Genomic DNA, 15,261 nt, shown 5'->3' with positions numbered 1-15,261 from the left:
GGGACGTCGGGGATGAGCACCAAGGACTTCGTGGAGAAGGACTACTACAAAGTCCTCGGCGTCCCCAAGGACGCCACCGAGGCGGAGATCAAGAAGGCGTACCGGAAGCTCGCCCGCGAGTACCACCCGGACGCCAACAAGGGCGACGCCAAGGCGGAGGACCGGTTCAAGGAGATCTCCGAGGCCAATGACATCCTCGGGGACCCCAAGCGGCGCAAGGAGTACGACGAGGCCCGTGCCCTGTTCGGCAACGGGGGCTTCCGCCCCGGGCCGGGCGGGCCGGGCTCCACCGGCAGCTTCAACTTCGACCTGGGCGACCTCTTCGGCGGCGGCGCGCAGGGCGGCGGCGGTGGTGGCGGCGCCGGCGGCTTCGGCGGCGGGCTCGGAGATGTCTTCGGCGGGCTGTTCGGCCGCGGCGGCGCCACCCGCGCCCAGCCGCGCCGGGGCCAGGACATCGAGTCCGAGGTGACGCTCAGCTTCACCGAGGCCGTTGAGGGGGCCACGGTCCCGCTGCGGATGTCCAGCCAGGCCCCGTGCAAGGCGTGCTCGGGCACCGGCGACCGGGACGGCACCCCGCGGGTCTGCCCGACCTGTGTCGGCACCGGCCAGGTCAGCCGCGGCGGCGGGGGCGGCTTCTCGCTCACCGACCCGTGCGTGGAGTGCCGTGGCCGCGGGCTGATCGCGCAGAACCCGTGCGAGACCTGCAAGGGCAGCGGACGGGCCCGTTCCGCCCGCACCATGCAGGTCCGGATCCCCGCGGGGGTCAGCGACGGCCAGCGGATCCGGCTGCGCGGCAAGGGTGCTCCGGGCGAGACCGGCGGCCCGGCCGGCGATCTGTACGTGGTCGTGCATGTGGACCCGCATCCGGTCTTCGGCCGCAAGGACGACAACCTGACCGTGACCGTGCCCGTCACCCTTCCCGAGGCGGCGCTCGGCGGCGAGATCAAGGTCCCGACCCTGGGTGGCCCGCCGGTCACCCTGAAGCTGCCGCCCGGCACGCCCAACGGGCGGACCATGCGCGCCCGGGGCAAGGGCGCGGTGCGCAAGGACGGCAGCCGCGGAGACCTGCTGGTCACCGTCGAGGTCACGGTGCCGAAGGACCTGAGCGACTCGGCGCGTGACGCGCTGGAGTCGTATCGCGAGGCGACCGTGGGAGAGGACCCACGGGCGGAGCTGTTCAAGGCCGCGAAGGGAGCATGAGATGGACGGCCGAGGAGGAATCGGAGGCAGGGCCGCTGGCCGACCCCGCAACCCCTATGAGCTGACCGAGGATTCGCCGGTCTACGTCATCTCGGTGGCCGCCCAGCTCTCCGGGCTGCACCCGCAGACCCTGCGTCAGTACGACCGCCTCGGCCTGGTCTCCCCGGACCGTACCGCCGGCCGCGGCCGGCGGTACTCCGCGCGGGACATCCAGCTGCTCCGCCAGGTCCAGCAGCTGTCCCAGGACGAGGGCATCAACCTCGCCGGGATCAAGCGCATCATCGAACTGGAACACCAGGTCGCGGCCCTCCAGGCCCGGGTCGCCGAGCTGCAGGCCGCGGTCGAGGGCGCCGCGACGGCCATGCAGCAGCGCGAGGCCCAGGTCCACGCCTCCTACCGCCGTGACCTGGTCCGCTACCAGGATGTCCAGCAGAGCAGCGCCCTGGTGGTCTGGCGCCCCAAACGCCCGGAGTAGCGCCCGGCGCGTGGCTTGTGCGTGGCATGACCGCGGCTTGACCGCGGCATGATCACGGCTTGATCGCGGGCCCGGTGACCGTCCCTACGGCCACCGGGCCTTTCGCATGCCCGGGACAGGCCCGATGACCGCCCCGGGGGCCTCCTGGCCGGGCGCGCCGATGGTGCGCCCCGGGCGCACCATGGAGATATGGGAGGAGGCATCCCAATGGTGGAAGTCAAGACGATCGAGAAGCCGGACGAACGGCGTGACTTTCCCGGAGGCCATATCGAGGCCCTCCATCTGACCGGGCTGGATTTCGCCGTGGGCACCTTCGAGCCCGGATGGCGCTGGCGGGAGTCGGTGCGGCCGATCGTGGGGACCGATCTGTGCGAGGTCCACCACAGCGGGATCGTGGTCCAGGGCCGGATGCGGCTGCGCTGGGCCGATGGCGCGGAGGCCGAGGTGGGGCCCGGGGACGTGTATGTGGTGCCGCCCGGCCATGACGCCTGGGTGATCGGCGATGAGCAGGTCGTGGTGTACGACGTCGGCGGGCAGATGGCGGAGACCTACGCGAAGTCCAGCGATGCCGGGGCCTGAGCCCGGGGGCGGGAGCGGCGTCGGGTAGCGGTTCAGCCGGCGGCAGGGGACGAGATGACTACCGGTCGGAGACCACCGCGCGGCCCCCGCCGCGGAGGATGGCCGCACGGCAGCGCCCGTACCGACCAGCTGATCCGCACACTGCTGCGCCGCCGCAAGGAGCCGCTGGCGATCGAGGACGTCACCGTCGTCGACAAGCCGGGGATGCGCCGCGCCGTCGCGGCGACGGCCATCGGCAACACCATGGAGTGGTTCGACTTCGGCGTCTACGCGTATGTCGCCGTCACCCTCGGCCGTGTCTTCTTCCCCGCCGACGACCCCGCCACCCAGGTGGTCTCCACGTTCGCCACCTTCGCCGTGGCGTTCCTGGTGCGGCCGCTGGGCGGGCTGGTGTTCGGGCCGCTGGGCGACCGGATCGGGCGGCGGCGGGTGCTGTCCACCACCATGATCATGATGGCGACCGGCACCTTCGCGGTGGGCCTGCTGCCCGGCTACGACGCGATCGGCTTCGCCGCCCCGCTGCTGCTGCTGGCCTGCCGGGTGGTGCAGGGCTTCTCGACCGGCGGTGAGTACGCGGGGGCGACCACGTACATCGCCGAGTACGCGCCCGATCAGCGCCGTGGCTTCCTCGGCAGCTGGCTCGACTTCGGCACCTTCATCGGCTATTCGCTGGGCTCCGGTCTGGTCACCGTGCTCACCGCCGCCATCGGTGAGACCGGGATGGTGGACTGGGGCTGGCGGGTGCCGTTCCTGGTGGCGGGGCCGCTGGGGCTGATCGGTCTGTACATGCGGCTGCGTCTTGAGGAGACCCCGGCGTTCCAGCAGGTGGCCGAGCGGGCGGCCGAGGAGGCCGAGGCGGCGGAGGCGCGCGGTGACACCCTGCCGATCGAGGCGGCACGTCAGTCCGGGCGGGGGCGGCTGAAGGAGATCTTCACCCGGCACTGGCAGGCGGTGCTGATCTGCATGGGGCTGGTGCTGATGTACAACGTCACCAACTACATGGTGACGTCGTACCTGCCGACGTTCATGACCTCCACGCTCGGCGATGACGCCACCAAGGCCCAGGTGCTGGTGCTGGGCACCATGCTGTTCGTGGTGCTGGCGATCACGGTGGTCGGGCGCACATCCGACCGCTGGGGGCGGCGGCCGCTGTTCCTGTTCGGCAGCGTGGGCATGATCCTGCTGGCCGTTCCGGCGGTGCTGCTGATCCGGCAGGGCGGCGTCCTGATGCCCGCGATCGGCTGTCTGATCCTGGGCGCGATGCTGGTCACCTTTGCGGGGACGAGCGCCGCGACGCTTCCGGCGCTGTTCCCGACCCGGCTGCGCTACGGCGCGCTGTCGATCTCGTACAACCTCTCGGTGTCGCTGTTCGGCGGGACCACGCCGCTGCTGGCCTCGTGGCTGGTGGCCACCACGCACAACACGCTGGTGCCCGCCTTCTACCTGATGGTGGCGGGCGTCATCGGGCTGATCTCCACGGTGTTCCTGCACGAGACGGCGGGCAAGCCGCTGCGCGGTTCGGGGCCGATGGTGGAGACCGAGGAGGAGGCGCGTACGGCGGTGGCCGAGAGCCGCACGGAGGCCGGGCGGCGCGCCCGCGACGTCTGGATCCGGCTGCGCCACCCCTGGGCGGGGGCGGGCCAGCGGGAGGAGGGTGAGGAGTGAAAGCCCTGAGGCCAGGAGGGGCGACGGGGCTCAGGCCAGGAGGAGTCGAAGAGTGGGGCCAGGCCAGGAGGGGTGACGGGCCTCAGCCCCGGCCCATGGCCCGGGTGAGGGCGATCTCGATGACGACGCGGTCCGGGTTGGGGCGGGGGGTGCGCTGGTAGCGCTCGGCGTAGCGGCGCTCGGCGTCCGCGATCAGCTCGGGCTCCTCCCGTACCACCGCGAGCCCCTCCAGCGTGGCCCACCGCCTGCCCGCCAGCTGGCAGACCGCGACCCGCGCACCGCCCTCGCCCGCCGCCCGGACATGGGCGACCTTACGGCTGTGACGGTTCGCGATGACGCGGGCGAGCCCGGCTTCGGGGTCGTAGGTGACGCCGACCGGGACCACATGCGGGGTGCCGTCCGGGCGTGGGGTGGTCAGGGTGCACACATGGCGTTCACGCCAGAAATCGAGGTACTCGGGATCGGGGTTGCGTGGATCGACGGACATGGTCCAGAACCTAAGGCCAGAGGAGTGGCGTTCGCGAGGTTGAGTGGAATAGACTCAACTTTACGGAGGTTGGGTAGGGCAGGGATGGGAAGATCGGAGCGAGGAGGAGCACAGGGACGTGGATGCCGAGCTGACCAACAAGAGCCGGGCGGCACTGAGCGCCGCCAATGACCGGGCGGTGTCCTCCGGGCATGCGGACATGACGTCCGCGCATCTTCTGCTCGCCCTGTTGCAGGGCCAGGACAACGAGAACGTGATGGATCTGCTGGCCGCCGTCGAGGCCGACGCGGCCCTGGTGCGCGACGGCGCCGAGCGGCTGCTCGCCGCCCTGCCCAGCGTCCAGGGCTCCACCGTGGCCCCGCCGCAGGCCAGCCGCGACCTGCTGGCCGTCATCGCGGACGCCACCCAGCGGGCCAGGGAACTCGGGGACGACTACGTCTCCACCGAGCACCTCCTCATCGGCATCGCCGCCAAGGGCGGCCAGGCCGGGGAGCTGCTCGACCAGCAGGGGGCGGGCGCCAAGAAGCTGCTCGCCGCGTTCGAGAAGGTCAGGGGTGGACAGCGGGTGACGACGCCCGATCCGGAGGGCACGTACAAGGCCCTGGAGAAGTTCGGTACGGACTTCACCGCCGCCGCGCGCGAGGGCAAGCTGGACCCGGTCATCGGCCGGGACCAGGAGATCCGGCGGGTGGTGCAGGTGCTCTCCCGGCGCACCAAGAACAACCCGGTGCTGATCGGCGACCCGGGCGTCGGCAAGACGGCCGTCGTCGAAGGGCTCGCCCAGCGGATCGTCAAGGGCGATGTGCCCGAGAGCCTGCGCGACAAGCGTCTGGTCGCCCTCGACCTCGGCGCGATGGTCGCGGGCGCGAAGTACCGCGGTGAGTTCGAGGAGCGGCTGAAGACCGTCCTGGCCGAGATCAAGTCCAGCGACGGCCAGATCATCACCTTCATCGACGAGCTCCACACCGTGGTCGGCGCGGGCGCCGGCGGCGATTCCGCGATGGACGCGGGCAACATGCTCAAGCCCATGCTGGCCCGCGGTGAGCTGCGCATGGTCGGCGCCACCACGCTCGACGAGTACCGCGAGCGGATCGAGAAGGACGCCGCGCTCGAGCGCCGCTTCCAGCAGGTGCTGGTGGCCGAGCCCACCGTCGAGGACACCGTCGCCATCCTGCGCGGGCTCAAGGGCCGCTACGAGGCCCACCACAAGGTGCAGATCGCCGATGGCGCGCTGGTGGCCGCCGCCGCCCTCTCCGACCGGTACATCACCTCCCGCTTCCTGCCCGACAAGGCCATCGACCTGGTGGACGAGGCGGCCTCCCGGCTCCGGATGGAGATCGACTCCTCGCCCGTGGAGATCGACGAGCTCCAGCGGTCGGTGGACCGGATGCGGATGGAGGAGATGGCCCTCGCCCGGGAGACCGACGAGGCCAGCAAGCAGCGGCTGGACAAGCTGCGCCGCGACCTCGCCGACAAGGAGGAGGAGCTGCGCGGCCTCACCGCCCGCTGGGAGAAGGAGAAGCAGGGCCTCAACCGCGTCGGTGAGCTCAAGGAGAAGCTGGACGAGCTGCGCGGCCAGGCCGAGCGCGCCCAGCGCGACGGCGACTTCGACACCGCCTCCAAGCTGCTGTACGGGGAGATCCCGGCCGTCGAGCGGGAGCTGGCCGAGGCGTCGGAGGCCGAGGCCGAGGTCCAGGGGGACCGCCCGACGATGGTCAAGGAGGAGGTCGGCCCGGACGATGTGGCCGATGTGGTCGCCTCCTGGACCGGCATCCCCGCGGGGCGGCTGCTGGAGGGCGAGTCCCAGAAGCTGCTGCGCATGGAGGACGAGCTGGGCAAGCGGCTGATCGGCCAGACCGAGGCCGTACGGGCCGTATCGGACGCCGTGCGCAGGACCCGGGCGGGCATCGCCGACCCGGACCGGCCGACCGGTTCGTTCCTCTTCCTCGGCCCCACCGGCGTCGGCAAGACCGAGCTGGCCAAGGCGCTCGCCGACTTCCTCTTCGACGACGAGCGGGCCATGGTCCGCATCGACATGAGCGAGTACGGCGAGAAGCACAGCGTGGCCCGGCTGGTCGGCGCCCCGCCCGGTTACGTCGGCTACGAGGAGGGCGGCCAGCTCACCGAGGCGGTGCGCCGCCGCCCGTACAGCGTGGTGCTGCTGGACGAGGTGGAGAAGGCCCACCCCGAGGTCTTCGACATCCTGCTGCAGGTCCTGGACGACGGACGGCTCACCGACGGCCAGGGTCGGACGGTCGACTTCCGCAACACCATCCTCATCCTCACCTCCAACCTGGGCAGCCAGTACCTGATGGACCCGCTGCTCGGCGAGGAGGAGAAAAAGCAGAGCGTGCTGGAGACCGTGCGGACCTCCTTCAAGCCCGAGTTCCTCAACCGCCTGGACGACCTCGTGGTCTTCTCCGCGCTCAGCGGCCCGGAGCTGGCCCGGATCGCCGAGCTCCAGATCGCCCGGCTGGCCCGTCGCCTCGCCGACCGCAGGCTCACCCTCGACGTCACCCCGGCCGCGCTGGAGTGGCTCGCCGAGGAGGGCAACGACCCGGCGTACGGGGCGCGCCCGCTGCGCCGGCTGATCCAGACCGCGATCGGCGACCGGCTGGCCAAGGAGATCCTCGCCGGAGAGGTCCGGGACGGCGACAAGGTCCGGGTGGACCGGGTCGGCGACGACCTGCTGGTGGGCCCCGAGCAATAGGGGCCCGGGGCCGCTCGGCGCCCCCGGCCCCACCGGCCCTCCCGGCCGTCGTTTCGGCCGTCGTTTCGGCCGGATCGGGCAATGTACGGCCGGGGTTGCACGGCGGGGGCGGGTGTGAGGGAGGATGGCGGTATTCCATACGAAGGGAAATCCACGGTGAGCATCGACCCGTCCTCGATTCCGAATTTCGGGGGTCAGCCCGAGCCCGAACCGACGGGTCCGAGCGGCCCCGTGCTGCCAGACCAGGACCTGGTCAAGCAGCTGCTGGAGCAGATGGAGCTGAAGTACGTCGTCGACGAGGAGGGGGACCTCGCCGCGCCGTGGGAGCAGTTCCGCACCTACTTCATGTTCCGCGGGGAGGAGGAGCAGCAGGTCTTCTCCGTCCGCACGTTCTATGACCGGCCGCATGGCATCGATGAGAAGCCGCGGCTGCTCGAGGCGATCGACGACTGGAACCGCCGCACCCTGTGGCCGAAGGTCTACAGCCACACCAATGACGACGGCACGGTCCGGTTGATCGGTGAGGCGCAGATGCTGATCGGCACCGGCGTCAGCCTGGAGCACTTCGTGTCCAGCACGGTCAGCTGGGTGCGGGCTTCGATCGAGTTCGACCGCTGGCTGGTCGAACAGCTCGGTCTGGAGGCCGACATCGAGTCCGACGGCGACGACAAGCCGGGCGACGACGAGGCCTGAGCGGCCCGGCCGTAGCCACGGCCGTACCTCGGTCGGAGGAGCCGTACAGCGCGCGGAGGCGCCGTATCCCGGTCGGCGAGGCCGTCGACGGCCGTGTCGGTCAGACCGCGCTGGCGGCCATGGTCAGCAGATACGTCCCGTACAGACAGGAGAGCCCGGCCGGCGCGCCGCCCACCAGGACGGCGGTGCGCGGCCGGGCTCTTGCCATCGCCGCACACCCGCCAGCGGTGGGTCAGCCCTGGGCGAGGGTCTTGAGGCGGGCCACGGCGTCCGTAAGGACCTCTTCGCGCTTGCAGAAGGCGAACCGGACGAAGGGGGAGCCCTGGTCCTGGTGGTCGTAGAAGACCGCGTTCGGGACCGCGACCACACCGCAGCGCTCGGGGAGGGAGCGGCAGAAGGCGAAGCCGTCGGTCTCGCCGAGGGGGCGGATGTCGGTGGTGACGAAGTAGGTGCCCGAGGGGCGGAAGACATGGAAGCCCGCGTCGGTCAGCCCATCGGCCAGCAGATCGCGCTTGGCGCGCAGATCAGCCCGGATGCCGTGGAAATAGGCGTCGGGGAGGGCCAGCGCCTCGGCCACCGCGTACTGGAAGGGACCCGCCGAGACATAGGTGAGGTACTGCTTGGCCGAGCGCACCGCCGTCACCAGCTCGGGAACGCCGGTCACCCAGCCGACCTTCCAGCCCGTGAACGAAAACGTCTTTCCACTGCTGCTGATGGTGACGGTCCGCTCGCGCATCCCGGGGAAGGAGACGAGCGGGGTGTGCTCGGTGCCGAAGACGAGGTGCTCGTAGACCTCGTCGGTGACCACCAGCAGATCGCGCTCGACGGCGAGCTCGGCGACCGCGGCCAGCTCATCGCGGGTGAGCACGGTGCCGGTGGGGTTGTGCGGGGTGTTGAGCAGGATGAGCCGGGTGCGGTCGGTGACGGCGGCGCGCAGCTCGTCCAGGTCCAGCCGGAAGGCGTCCCCGTCGGGGCGCAGGGTGACGGGCACGCGGACGCCGCCCGCCATGGCGACACAGGCGGCGTACGAGTCGTAGTACGGCTCCAGCGCGATCACCTCGTCGCCCGGCTCCACCAGCGCCAGCAGCGACGCGGCGATGGCCTCGGTGGCGCCCGCGGTGATCAGCACCTCGGTGTCGGGGTCGAAGCCCAGGCCGTACCAGCGCCGCTGGTGCTCGGTGACGGCGGTGCGCAGCTCGGGCACGCCGGGGCCGGGCGGATACTGATTCCCCCGACCGTCCCGCAGCGCGCGGACGGCGGCCTCGCGCACCTCCTCGGGGCCGTCGGTGTCCGGGAAGCCCTGCCCGAGGTTGATGGCGCCGGTGTGCACGGCGAGGGCGGACATCTCGGCGAAGATCGTGGTGCCGAAGGCGGCCAGTCGGCGGTTGAGCGGCGGTCGTCCCATGGCGCCCATACTCCGCCGAACCATCGGCCTCCATCAACTCTCCCCCTGCCCGGCGTGGGGCGCGGGCACCGGTTTCGGTGCTGCGGGGTCGGTGGTGACGGCCCGGCTCGCGGCCGGGGTGCAGATCGTCGGGCCGGTGGTCTCCGTTTTCTGGCATCAGAGGTCGACAACCTCAGTGTCAAAGACACCGCTCGTGGCGGCCTGTTCGGCCGGGTGCTCGCGATCAGGATTTGAATGAGGGGACGGTCGGCCAACGGCTCGGTCATGACAGGTCCGGAAGCTTCCCGCTCGCCGCGATCTCCTCGGTGAGCAGCGGGTTGACGTGCTCGGCGTCGAGCCCGCCACTGCCGTAGGGACGCGTGATGATCTCCAGCTCATGACCGCTGGGGTCATTGAAGTAGACGCCGCGGCCGTCATCAAGGCGGTTGATGTTGCCCGCGTCCTGATGCTGGGGGTCCGCCCAGTATTCCAAGCCGCGCTCCAGCACCCGAGCCATGATCACGTCAAACTCTGCCTCGCTGACCAGGAAGGCGTAGTGCTGAGCCATGATGTCGCGGTCGGTGCTCATGAAGTCGAAGGTCACGTCAGGACTTACCTGCACCATCACAAAATGGCCCAGCTTCACCGGGGGCTCGAAGCCCAGCACGTCGGCCAGAAAATGGGCGGAGGTCTCAGCATCGCGGGACCAGACGATCTGGTGGTTCAAAACGCTCATGTGCCGAGTGTTCGCCACGCGGCCCTGAAAGCCCCGGGAACCCGACCAATATCTGACAACAACTTCCATGTGATCCACTTGAGTGAACTAAACTGCGCTCATGGACATTGTGGATCAACAAATCCTCCAATGCCTGATGCTCGACGGGCGGGCCCCGATGCGACGGATCGCCGAGGTGGTGGGGGTATCGGAGCAGACCGCGACCCGCCGCTACCGCGTCATGCGCGAGGCGGGTGTGCTCCGGGTCCTGGTCACTGAGGCAGCTGCCTCCGCCATACATTCGCTCTGGCTACTGCGGCTGCAGTGCCGCCCTGCTGCCGCCGCACACCTGGGCAATGTGCTCGCTGCGCGCGACGACGTTTCCTGGGTCGCGCTGCACTCCGGCGGTGCGGAGCTGATGTGCACCACGACTCTGCCTGCCGAGGCAGAGTGCGGCACGGGAGTGCTGCCCCGGATCTCGCACACATCAGAAGTGCTCTCGTTCACTACTCACCTGGTGCTGCACTCGTACTCCGGCGGCCCTGCCGAGTGGTCGGGTTTTGAGGAGCCGCTGAGCGAGGACGCGAAACGAGATCTCCTTGAGGGGCGCGATCCTCACCGACGGAAGGAAACGTACAGTCCGGTGCGCCTCGAAGACCGCGCACTGTTGGAGGAACTGCGCCGGGACGGAAGAGCCACCGCGTCAGCGCTGTCCCGCACCCTCAACTGGCCGCTCTCCCGCGTCAGAGGTCGTCTCCAGGCACTGCTGGACAGTGGCGCGGTCACCGTGGACGTGGACGTGATGTTGGAAGCGTTCGGCTACCGAGTCTCGGCCACGTTGCTCGTTCAAGTCTCACCAGACCGCATTGTCACGGTCTGCGAGGCGCTCTCCACACATCAGCAGACCAGTTGGGTCGCTGCGGTGACGGGCTCCGCGAACATCGTGGCCGCAGTAACCTGCCGTGACAGCATTGAACTCTTCAGCTACGTCACTGAGCAGCTAGGTAGTCTGCCTGGGGTGATCCACGTCGAGGTTGTGCCGCTGCTCAGCAGGCTGAAGCAGGCCGCCACCCGAGTGGCCGGCGGCCGCCTTGTTCCGTCAAGTCATCCGCTGCGCAAGGCCGGAGACAGACGGGGCGGCGACGAGGTTGATGTTGTAGCCGCCGCGGACATCTACTGACGGGTGATCTTCCCGTTGTACATGCCTGGTGTCCTTGTTGACGTGACCGAGCCCGTCCAGTTCGACTCGGCTGCACCCGCTGCTGGACGCGATCCGCTACCTGGTCGCGGCCGGGATCTCGTGGCGGGCGATGCCGGCGGACTTTCCCGATCGGGGCCGGGTTAACGGCCTCATGTGCCTCTTCGGTCTTCTGGCACCCCCATGCAGCCGCCGCAGCCGGCCGTATGTCAGCCCTACAGCTTGGTCATCTTGGCGTACGGGCTCAAGATCCGCATTTGCGTCGAGCCGAAGTCCACGAGCGCCGCGATTCCGCCCTCGATGCCGATCACTCGGCCGAGGCCGTACACGTCGTGCGTGACCTGGTCGCCCATGGCGAAGTGCTTGGGAGCCGGTGTGACCGGGGCCTTGAAGGGGCTGGTAGGCAAATGACGCTTCGGTGCCGCAGGCTTTGTCATGCCTCAGTATGAGCCTATGCGTATCCCGCTGGCTGTCGCCGTCGGCACAGATCCGGACGGTAACAACCGCGTCACGCCACTGACCTGGTGTTTCGAGACCCGATGAGACCCCTGCAACGGGCGGCGATCAGTTCGTGCATGGTGCGGCTGACGTGTGTGTTCACGTTGTCCCACACCACAACGATGGGGCCGCCGCCGAGCTGCTGGTGCGCGGCATCGGCAGGCGGGCGTAGTCGGTCTCGGCGAAGCCCTTGCGGACGGTTGGTCGGCTGACCTTTTCACGCTCGATGAGCTGGGCTTTTGAGGGAAACCTGCCACCCGGCGCGGGGCACACTCCCTGGTTTTCTGCCCTGGTTTTGGGTGGCGGGATGGGCGGGTACTCGGCCGGGCCGGAATCTATCGGCTGCGATCGACCACACGTTGTCGGAGCGGTGTGGCCTTGCGGGAGGCGAGATGGCCAAGCAGAGGACACGGCAGGCCGGCGCCTGGCCACGGCTTCGGCTGGAGGACTGGGGCGAGACCCGGGACACGCTGCACATGTGGACCCAGATCGTCGGCAAGATCCGGCTGGACCACGCGCCACCGGCCAATCAGTGGTGGCAGGTGACCTTGTATGTCACCCCGCGCGGGCTGAGCACGTCCACGGTCCCGTACGGGGCCGGAGCGTTCGATATCGAGTTCGATTTCATCGATGATCGGCTGGGGGTCCGGGTCAGCGACGGGAGCCGGCGCGAGCTGGCGCTGGAGTCCAAACCGGTGTCCCAGTTCTACTCGGAGATCATGGGCCTGCTGGGAGACCTGGGCATCCAGACCCGGATGTACCCCCGGCCGAACGAGGTGCCCGTGGCGATCCCGTTCCCGGAGGACCACCGGCATGCGGCGTACGACCCGTACGCCGCCCGGCTCTTCTGGGGGCAATTGCTGAACGCACACCGGGTGTTCGGGGAATTCCGGTCCCATTTCGTCGGCAAGGCCAGCCCCGTGCACTTCTTCTGGGGAGCGATGGATCTGGCCGTCACCCGCTTCTCCGGCCGTACCGCGCCGCCGCATCCCCCCGGCGGGGTGCCGAACCTGCCGGACCGGGTGACGCAGGAGGCGTACTCCGTCGAGCTGTCCAGCTGTGGCTTCTGGCCCGGCGGCGGTGAGGAGGGCGGCTTCTACTCCTACGCCTACCCCGAGCCCGCCGGTTTCGCCGACCAGCCGGTCCGGCCCGCGACGGCCTCGTACCGGCGGGACGTCGGTGAATTCGTGCTGCCCTACGAGGCGGTCGCCACCGCACCCGATCCGGACCGGACGCTGAGCGAATTCCTGCACAGCACTTATCAGGCGACCGCCGAACTGGCCGACTGGGACCGCGCGGTCCTGGAAGCCGACCCCGTCCACTGGGAGCACCGCTAAGGCGTGTCCGTGAAATGGGAGCCCAGACCAGCACTGCGGCGAGGACCGCGGCCGAGCGGTAGACGATCGCGAGCTTGTCGAAGCTCGTGGCCGGGCCACGACGCTGCTTGAGCAGGGCGAAGGACCGCTCGACCACGTTGCGGCTCTTGTAGGCCACCGGATCGAACTTCGACGGACGCCCGCCTGCTGAACCTAGGCGGCGACGGTGCTCCTGCTGGTCACGCCGTTCAGGGATGACCGCGGTGATCCCGCGGGCTTTGAGCGCCGCTCGGATCGCGCGGGAGGAGTAGGCCTTGTCCCCGAGCAGCATGGTCGGGGTCGTGCGCGGGCGGCCTGCTCCGGTCCTGGGGACTCGCACGCGGTCCCAGGTCCCGTCGGCGGCCCAGCGGCGGTGGCGGGCCCACACCGTCTTCCAGGATCCGAACCTGGCTGGGAGGTCTCGCCAAGGAATACCGGTGCGGTACCGGTAGACGATCACCTCCACAATGCGGCGGTGATCGGCCCACGGCCTGCCACGACGACCGGTACTCAGAGGGCAGCAGAGGTCGGATGCGGCCATACTGCCGGTCGGTCAGCCGGGCGTGACGAGGCATCAGGATCAGACCGCAGAGGTGCTGCGCATCCGGGCCGACAGCCCAGGGGCTCAGTCGATCGTCTTGATCACCCGGGCGGGCACTCCCGCGACCACGGTGCCGGCAGGAACATCACGAGTGACCACCGCACCGGCAGCGACCACCGCACCGGCACCGATGGTCACTCCCTGCGTGATCACGGCAGCCGTCCCGATCCAGACGTGGTCCTCGATGACGATCGGGGCGAAGGAGAGGTACTCGCGGCGCTCGGCCAGGGGCAGTGGATGGCCTCCGGTGATGAGGCTGACCTTCGGGGCGATCATGACGCTGTTGCCGATACGGATGCCTCCCTTGTCCATGAAGGTGCATCCCTGGTTGACGAAGACGTTCTCCCCGAACGTCGTGTTGAGCCCGTACTCGGTAAAGAACGGCGGGTAGATCATCACCGACTCCGGCAGCGGGCCGCCGAACACAACAGAAAGTAGTTCCGCGCGACCTTCGCTGTCGCTGAACGGAAGCACGTTCAGTCGAGACGTCGCATCGGTCACTTCCGCGATCCGCTCCGCATGACGCGCGAACTCAGGCGTCCGGACATACATAACCTGCTCTGTGCGGGTAGACATGCGCTTATCCCACCACCGCGCAGAACGCTCGATCAAACAACCCTGCACCACACCAGACACAACCAACGGTTGTGGAAATAGAGTGGAAGCGTGGATGTTGAAGCGCTGCGGACGTTCGTGGCCGTCGCCGGGACCGGCCAGTTCCAGGCTGCTGCCGACAAGCTGGGGATCAGCCAGCAGGCGGTCTCCAAGCGGATCGCGGCCCTGGAGAGGCACATCGAGGTCACGCTCCTGGTGCGGACCTCCCGAGGCTCCCGGCTGAGCCTGGACGGGCAGGTCTTCCTGCCGCACGCCAAGAAGGTCCTGGCGGCCCTCGAGCAGGCCGAGCAGGCCGTGCGCCCCGGCAGCCGTCCCTTGCGCGTCGATGTCCTCAATCGGCGCATCTCCCCGGCCCAGGCCGTCTACCGGTTCTACCGCTCCCACCCCGGGACGGACCTGGACGCGGTCACGCTGAGCAAGGAGAACGCCGCCCAGGCCGCCCAGGCGGTGCTCGAAGGGACCGTCGACGCGTCTTTCCGTGCCCTGCCGGCAGGCCAGGTCCCGGCCGGGATCAGCGCCGAACGACTCCTGGACGCACCCCTGGAGTTCCTGGTCGGCCCCGACCACCCGCTGGCTGACGCGCCCTGGGTCAGTCCTGCGGACCTGGCTGGCCACCGCATCTGGATCCCCGGGATCACGCCGGGCACGGAGTGGGCGGCGTTCTACCAGGTGCTGTCCGAGGCCTTCGACCTGAGCATCGACGCGCTCGGCCCCAACTTCGGTGACGAGGCCCTGATGGACGCGCTGGCCGACTCGGCCTCGCTGGCCACCCTCGTCGGCAGCGGGGACCGGTACCTGTGGCCCCAGACCCACGACCTACGGCGCATCCCGTTGCACGACCCGACCCCGGTCTACCCGCACGTGCTGCTGTTCCGCAGCGGAGACCAGCACCCCGTGCTGGCCGCGCTACGCGATCATCTGCGCACCGCAGGCCCGCGAACCCCGCACGACGTGTGGGCGCCGGACTGGGTAGACCGCTGACCAGACGACCGAATTGACAGACAGGCCCAAGGTCTTGTCCGGCGCTCAGCGGCTGTCCCCCGTGCGAGCTACGTGCGGGTGCGCTCCGGGTGGTGACGATTCCGG

The 15,261-nt window shown here is 69.6% G+C and carries 14 protein-coding genes and 2 pseudogenes; 9 read left to right on the top strand and 7 right to left on the bottom strand.

What is annotated here, in order from left to right; genetic code table 11:
• The first annotated feature begins 12 nt into the window (after positions 1-12).
• The 4 genes from dnaJ (at position 13) to proP (ending at position 3,919) form a co-directional block, all read left to right on the top strand.
• On the top strand, positions 13-1,200 hold the full coding sequence (dnaJ, locus tag J2Z30_RS33690) for a molecular chaperone DnaJ (RefSeq protein WP_044572247.1): 1,188 nt from the start codon (positions 13-15) through the stop codon (positions 1,198-1,200).
• 1 nt (position 1,201) lies between these two features.
• Positions 1,202-1,675, top strand: a complete 474-nt coding sequence (locus tag J2Z30_RS33685) for a heat shock protein transcriptional repressor HspR (protein ID WP_044572246.1) — start codon at positions 1,202-1,204, stop codon at positions 1,673-1,675.
• Positions 1,676-1,882: 207 nt separating this feature from the next.
• The gene (locus J2Z30_RS33680; RefSeq protein ID WP_044572244.1) at positions 1,883-2,254 is read left to right on the top strand and encodes a cupin domain-containing protein; all 372 of its coding nucleotides are present in this window, start codon (positions 1,883-1,885) and stop codon (positions 2,252-2,254) included.
• A gap of 129 nt (positions 2,255-2,383) precedes the next feature.
• Positions 2,384-3,919 carry a glycine betaine/L-proline transporter ProP gene (proP, locus tag J2Z30_RS33675; protein WP_209468949.1) on the top strand — a complete coding sequence of 512 codons (1,536 nt, stop codon included), beginning with the start codon at positions 2,384-2,386 and terminating at the stop codon, positions 3,917-3,919.
• 82 nt (positions 3,920-4,001) lie between these two features.
• On the opposite strand, the gene J2Z30_RS33670 is transcribed toward proP, so the two are convergent.
• A complete protein-coding gene (locus J2Z30_RS33670) occupies positions 4,002-4,406 on the bottom strand; it encodes a pyridoxamine 5'-phosphate oxidase family protein (RefSeq protein ID WP_044572241.1) in 405 nt (134 codons plus the stop codon).
• A 118-nt stretch (positions 4,407-4,524) separates the two neighbouring features.
• On the opposite strand from J2Z30_RS33670, the gene clpB reads away from it, so the two are divergent.
• Positions 4,525-7,116: an ATP-dependent chaperone ClpB gene (gene clpB / locus J2Z30_RS33665; protein WP_044572239.1), complete on the top strand. Its 2,592-nt coding sequence runs from the start codon at positions 4,525-4,527 to the stop codon at positions 7,114-7,116.
• 156 nt (positions 7,117-7,272) lie between these two features.
• Positions 7,273-7,809 (top strand): YbjN domain-containing protein, encoded by a 537-nt coding sequence (locus J2Z30_RS33660; protein WP_020869726.1) that lies wholly within the window; start codon positions 7,273-7,275, stop codon positions 7,807-7,809.
• Between the two features lie 232 nt (positions 7,810-8,041).
• Here the strand turns inward: J2Z30_RS33660 and J2Z30_RS33655 are convergent, their stop codons facing one another.
• Positions 8,042-9,223 carry a pyridoxal phosphate-dependent aminotransferase gene (locus J2Z30_RS33655; RefSeq protein ID WP_107073321.1) on the bottom strand — a complete coding sequence of 394 codons (1,182 nt, stop codon included), beginning with the start codon at positions 9,221-9,223 and terminating at the stop codon, positions 8,042-8,044.
• Positions 9,224-9,476: 253 nt separating this feature from the next.
• Positions 9,477-9,929 carry a VOC family protein gene (locus J2Z30_RS33650; protein WP_044572235.1) on the bottom strand — a complete coding sequence of 151 codons (453 nt, stop codon included), beginning with the start codon at positions 9,927-9,929 and terminating at the stop codon, positions 9,477-9,479.
• A 100-nt stretch (positions 9,930-10,029) separates the two neighbouring features.
• Here J2Z30_RS33650 and J2Z30_RS33645 point away from each other — a divergent pair, with 100 nt between their 5' ends.
• Positions 10,030-11,088, top strand: a complete 1,059-nt coding sequence (locus J2Z30_RS33645; protein WP_052701445.1) for an Lrp/AsnC family transcriptional regulator — start codon at positions 10,030-10,032, stop codon at positions 11,086-11,088.
• Positions 11,089-11,321: 233 nt separating this feature from the next.
• Here the strand turns inward: J2Z30_RS33645 and J2Z30_RS33640 are convergent, their stop codons facing one another.
• Entirely contained in the window at positions 11,322-11,543 is a 222-nt protein-coding gene (locus J2Z30_RS33640) for a hypothetical protein (protein WP_044572233.1), read from the bottom strand.
• A 116-nt stretch (positions 11,544-11,659) separates the two neighbouring features.
• A pseudogene (locus J2Z30_RS52155) lies at positions 11,660-11,802 on the bottom strand (IS630 family transposase); the annotation flags it as partial.
• A 194-nt stretch (positions 11,803-11,996) separates the two neighbouring features.
• Between J2Z30_RS52155 and J2Z30_RS33635 the strand changes: the two are divergent.
• Positions 11,997-12,941: a DUF5996 family protein gene (locus tag J2Z30_RS33635; protein WP_044572231.1), complete on the top strand. Its 945-nt coding sequence runs from the start codon at positions 11,997-11,999 to the stop codon at positions 12,939-12,941.
• Between the two features lie 22 nt (positions 12,942-12,963).
• Here the strand turns inward: J2Z30_RS33635 and J2Z30_RS33630 are convergent.
• Positions 12,964-13,534: pseudogene (locus J2Z30_RS33630) on the bottom strand (transposase); the annotation flags it as partial.
• A 50-nt stretch (positions 13,535-13,584) separates the two neighbouring features.
• Positions 13,585-14,112 carry a sugar O-acetyltransferase gene (locus tag J2Z30_RS33625; RefSeq protein WP_078956759.1) on the bottom strand — a complete coding sequence of 176 codons (528 nt, stop codon included), beginning with the start codon at positions 14,110-14,112 and terminating at the stop codon, positions 13,585-13,587.
• A gap of 114 nt (positions 14,113-14,226) precedes the next feature.
• Between J2Z30_RS33625 and J2Z30_RS33620 the strand changes: the two genes are divergently transcribed.
• On the top strand, positions 14,227-15,156 hold the full coding sequence (locus J2Z30_RS33620; protein WP_044572226.1) for a LysR family transcriptional regulator: 930 nt from the start codon (positions 14,227-14,229) through the stop codon (positions 15,154-15,156).
• The last annotated feature ends 105 nt before the right edge of the window (positions 15,157-15,261 follow it).

The organism is Streptomyces iranensis (assembly GCF_017874715.1).
Lineage (GTDB): Bacteria > Actinomycetota > Actinomycetes > Streptomycetales > Streptomycetaceae > Streptomyces > Streptomyces iranensis.
The sequence above is the reverse complement of the archived record's forward strand: the minus strand, read 5'-3'. Positions and strand labels throughout refer to the sequence as shown.

Coding starts and splice junctions, on each gene's coding strand:
- J2Z30_RS33625 (WP_078956759.1), bottom strand. CDS start 14,112: ATGTATGTCCGGACGCCTGAGTTCGCGCGTCATGCGGAGCGGATCGCG.
- J2Z30_RS33670 (WP_044572241.1), bottom strand. CDS start 4,406: ATGTCCGTCGATCCACGCAACCCCGATCCCGAGTACCTCGATTTCTGG.
- dnaJ (WP_044572247.1), top strand. CDS start 13: ATGAGCACCAAGGACTTCGTGGAGAAGGACTACTACAAAGTCCTCGGC.
- J2Z30_RS33645 (WP_052701445.1), top strand. CDS start 10,030: ATGGACATTGTGGATCAACAAATCCTCCAATGCCTGATGCTCGACGGG.
- J2Z30_RS33680 (WP_044572244.1), top strand. CDS start 1,883: ATGGTGGAAGTCAAGACGATCGAGAAGCCGGACGAACGGCGTGACTTT.
- J2Z30_RS33650 (WP_044572235.1), bottom strand. CDS start 9,929: ATGAGCGTTTTGAACCACCAGATCGTCTGGTCCCGCGATGCTGAGACC.
- J2Z30_RS33640 (WP_044572233.1), bottom strand. CDS start 11,543: ATGACAAAGCCTGCGGCACCGAAGCGTCATTTGCCTACCAGCCCCTTC.
- J2Z30_RS33635 (WP_044572231.1), top strand. CDS start 11,997: ATGGCCAAGCAGAGGACACGGCAGGCCGGCGCCTGGCCACGGCTTCGG.
- J2Z30_RS33655 (WP_107073321.1), bottom strand. CDS start 9,223: ATGGGCGCCATGGGACGACCGCCGCTCAACCGCCGACTGGCCGCCTTC.
- J2Z30_RS33685 (WP_044572246.1), top strand. CDS start 1,202: ATGGACGGCCGAGGAGGAATCGGAGGCAGGGCCGCTGGCCGACCCCGC.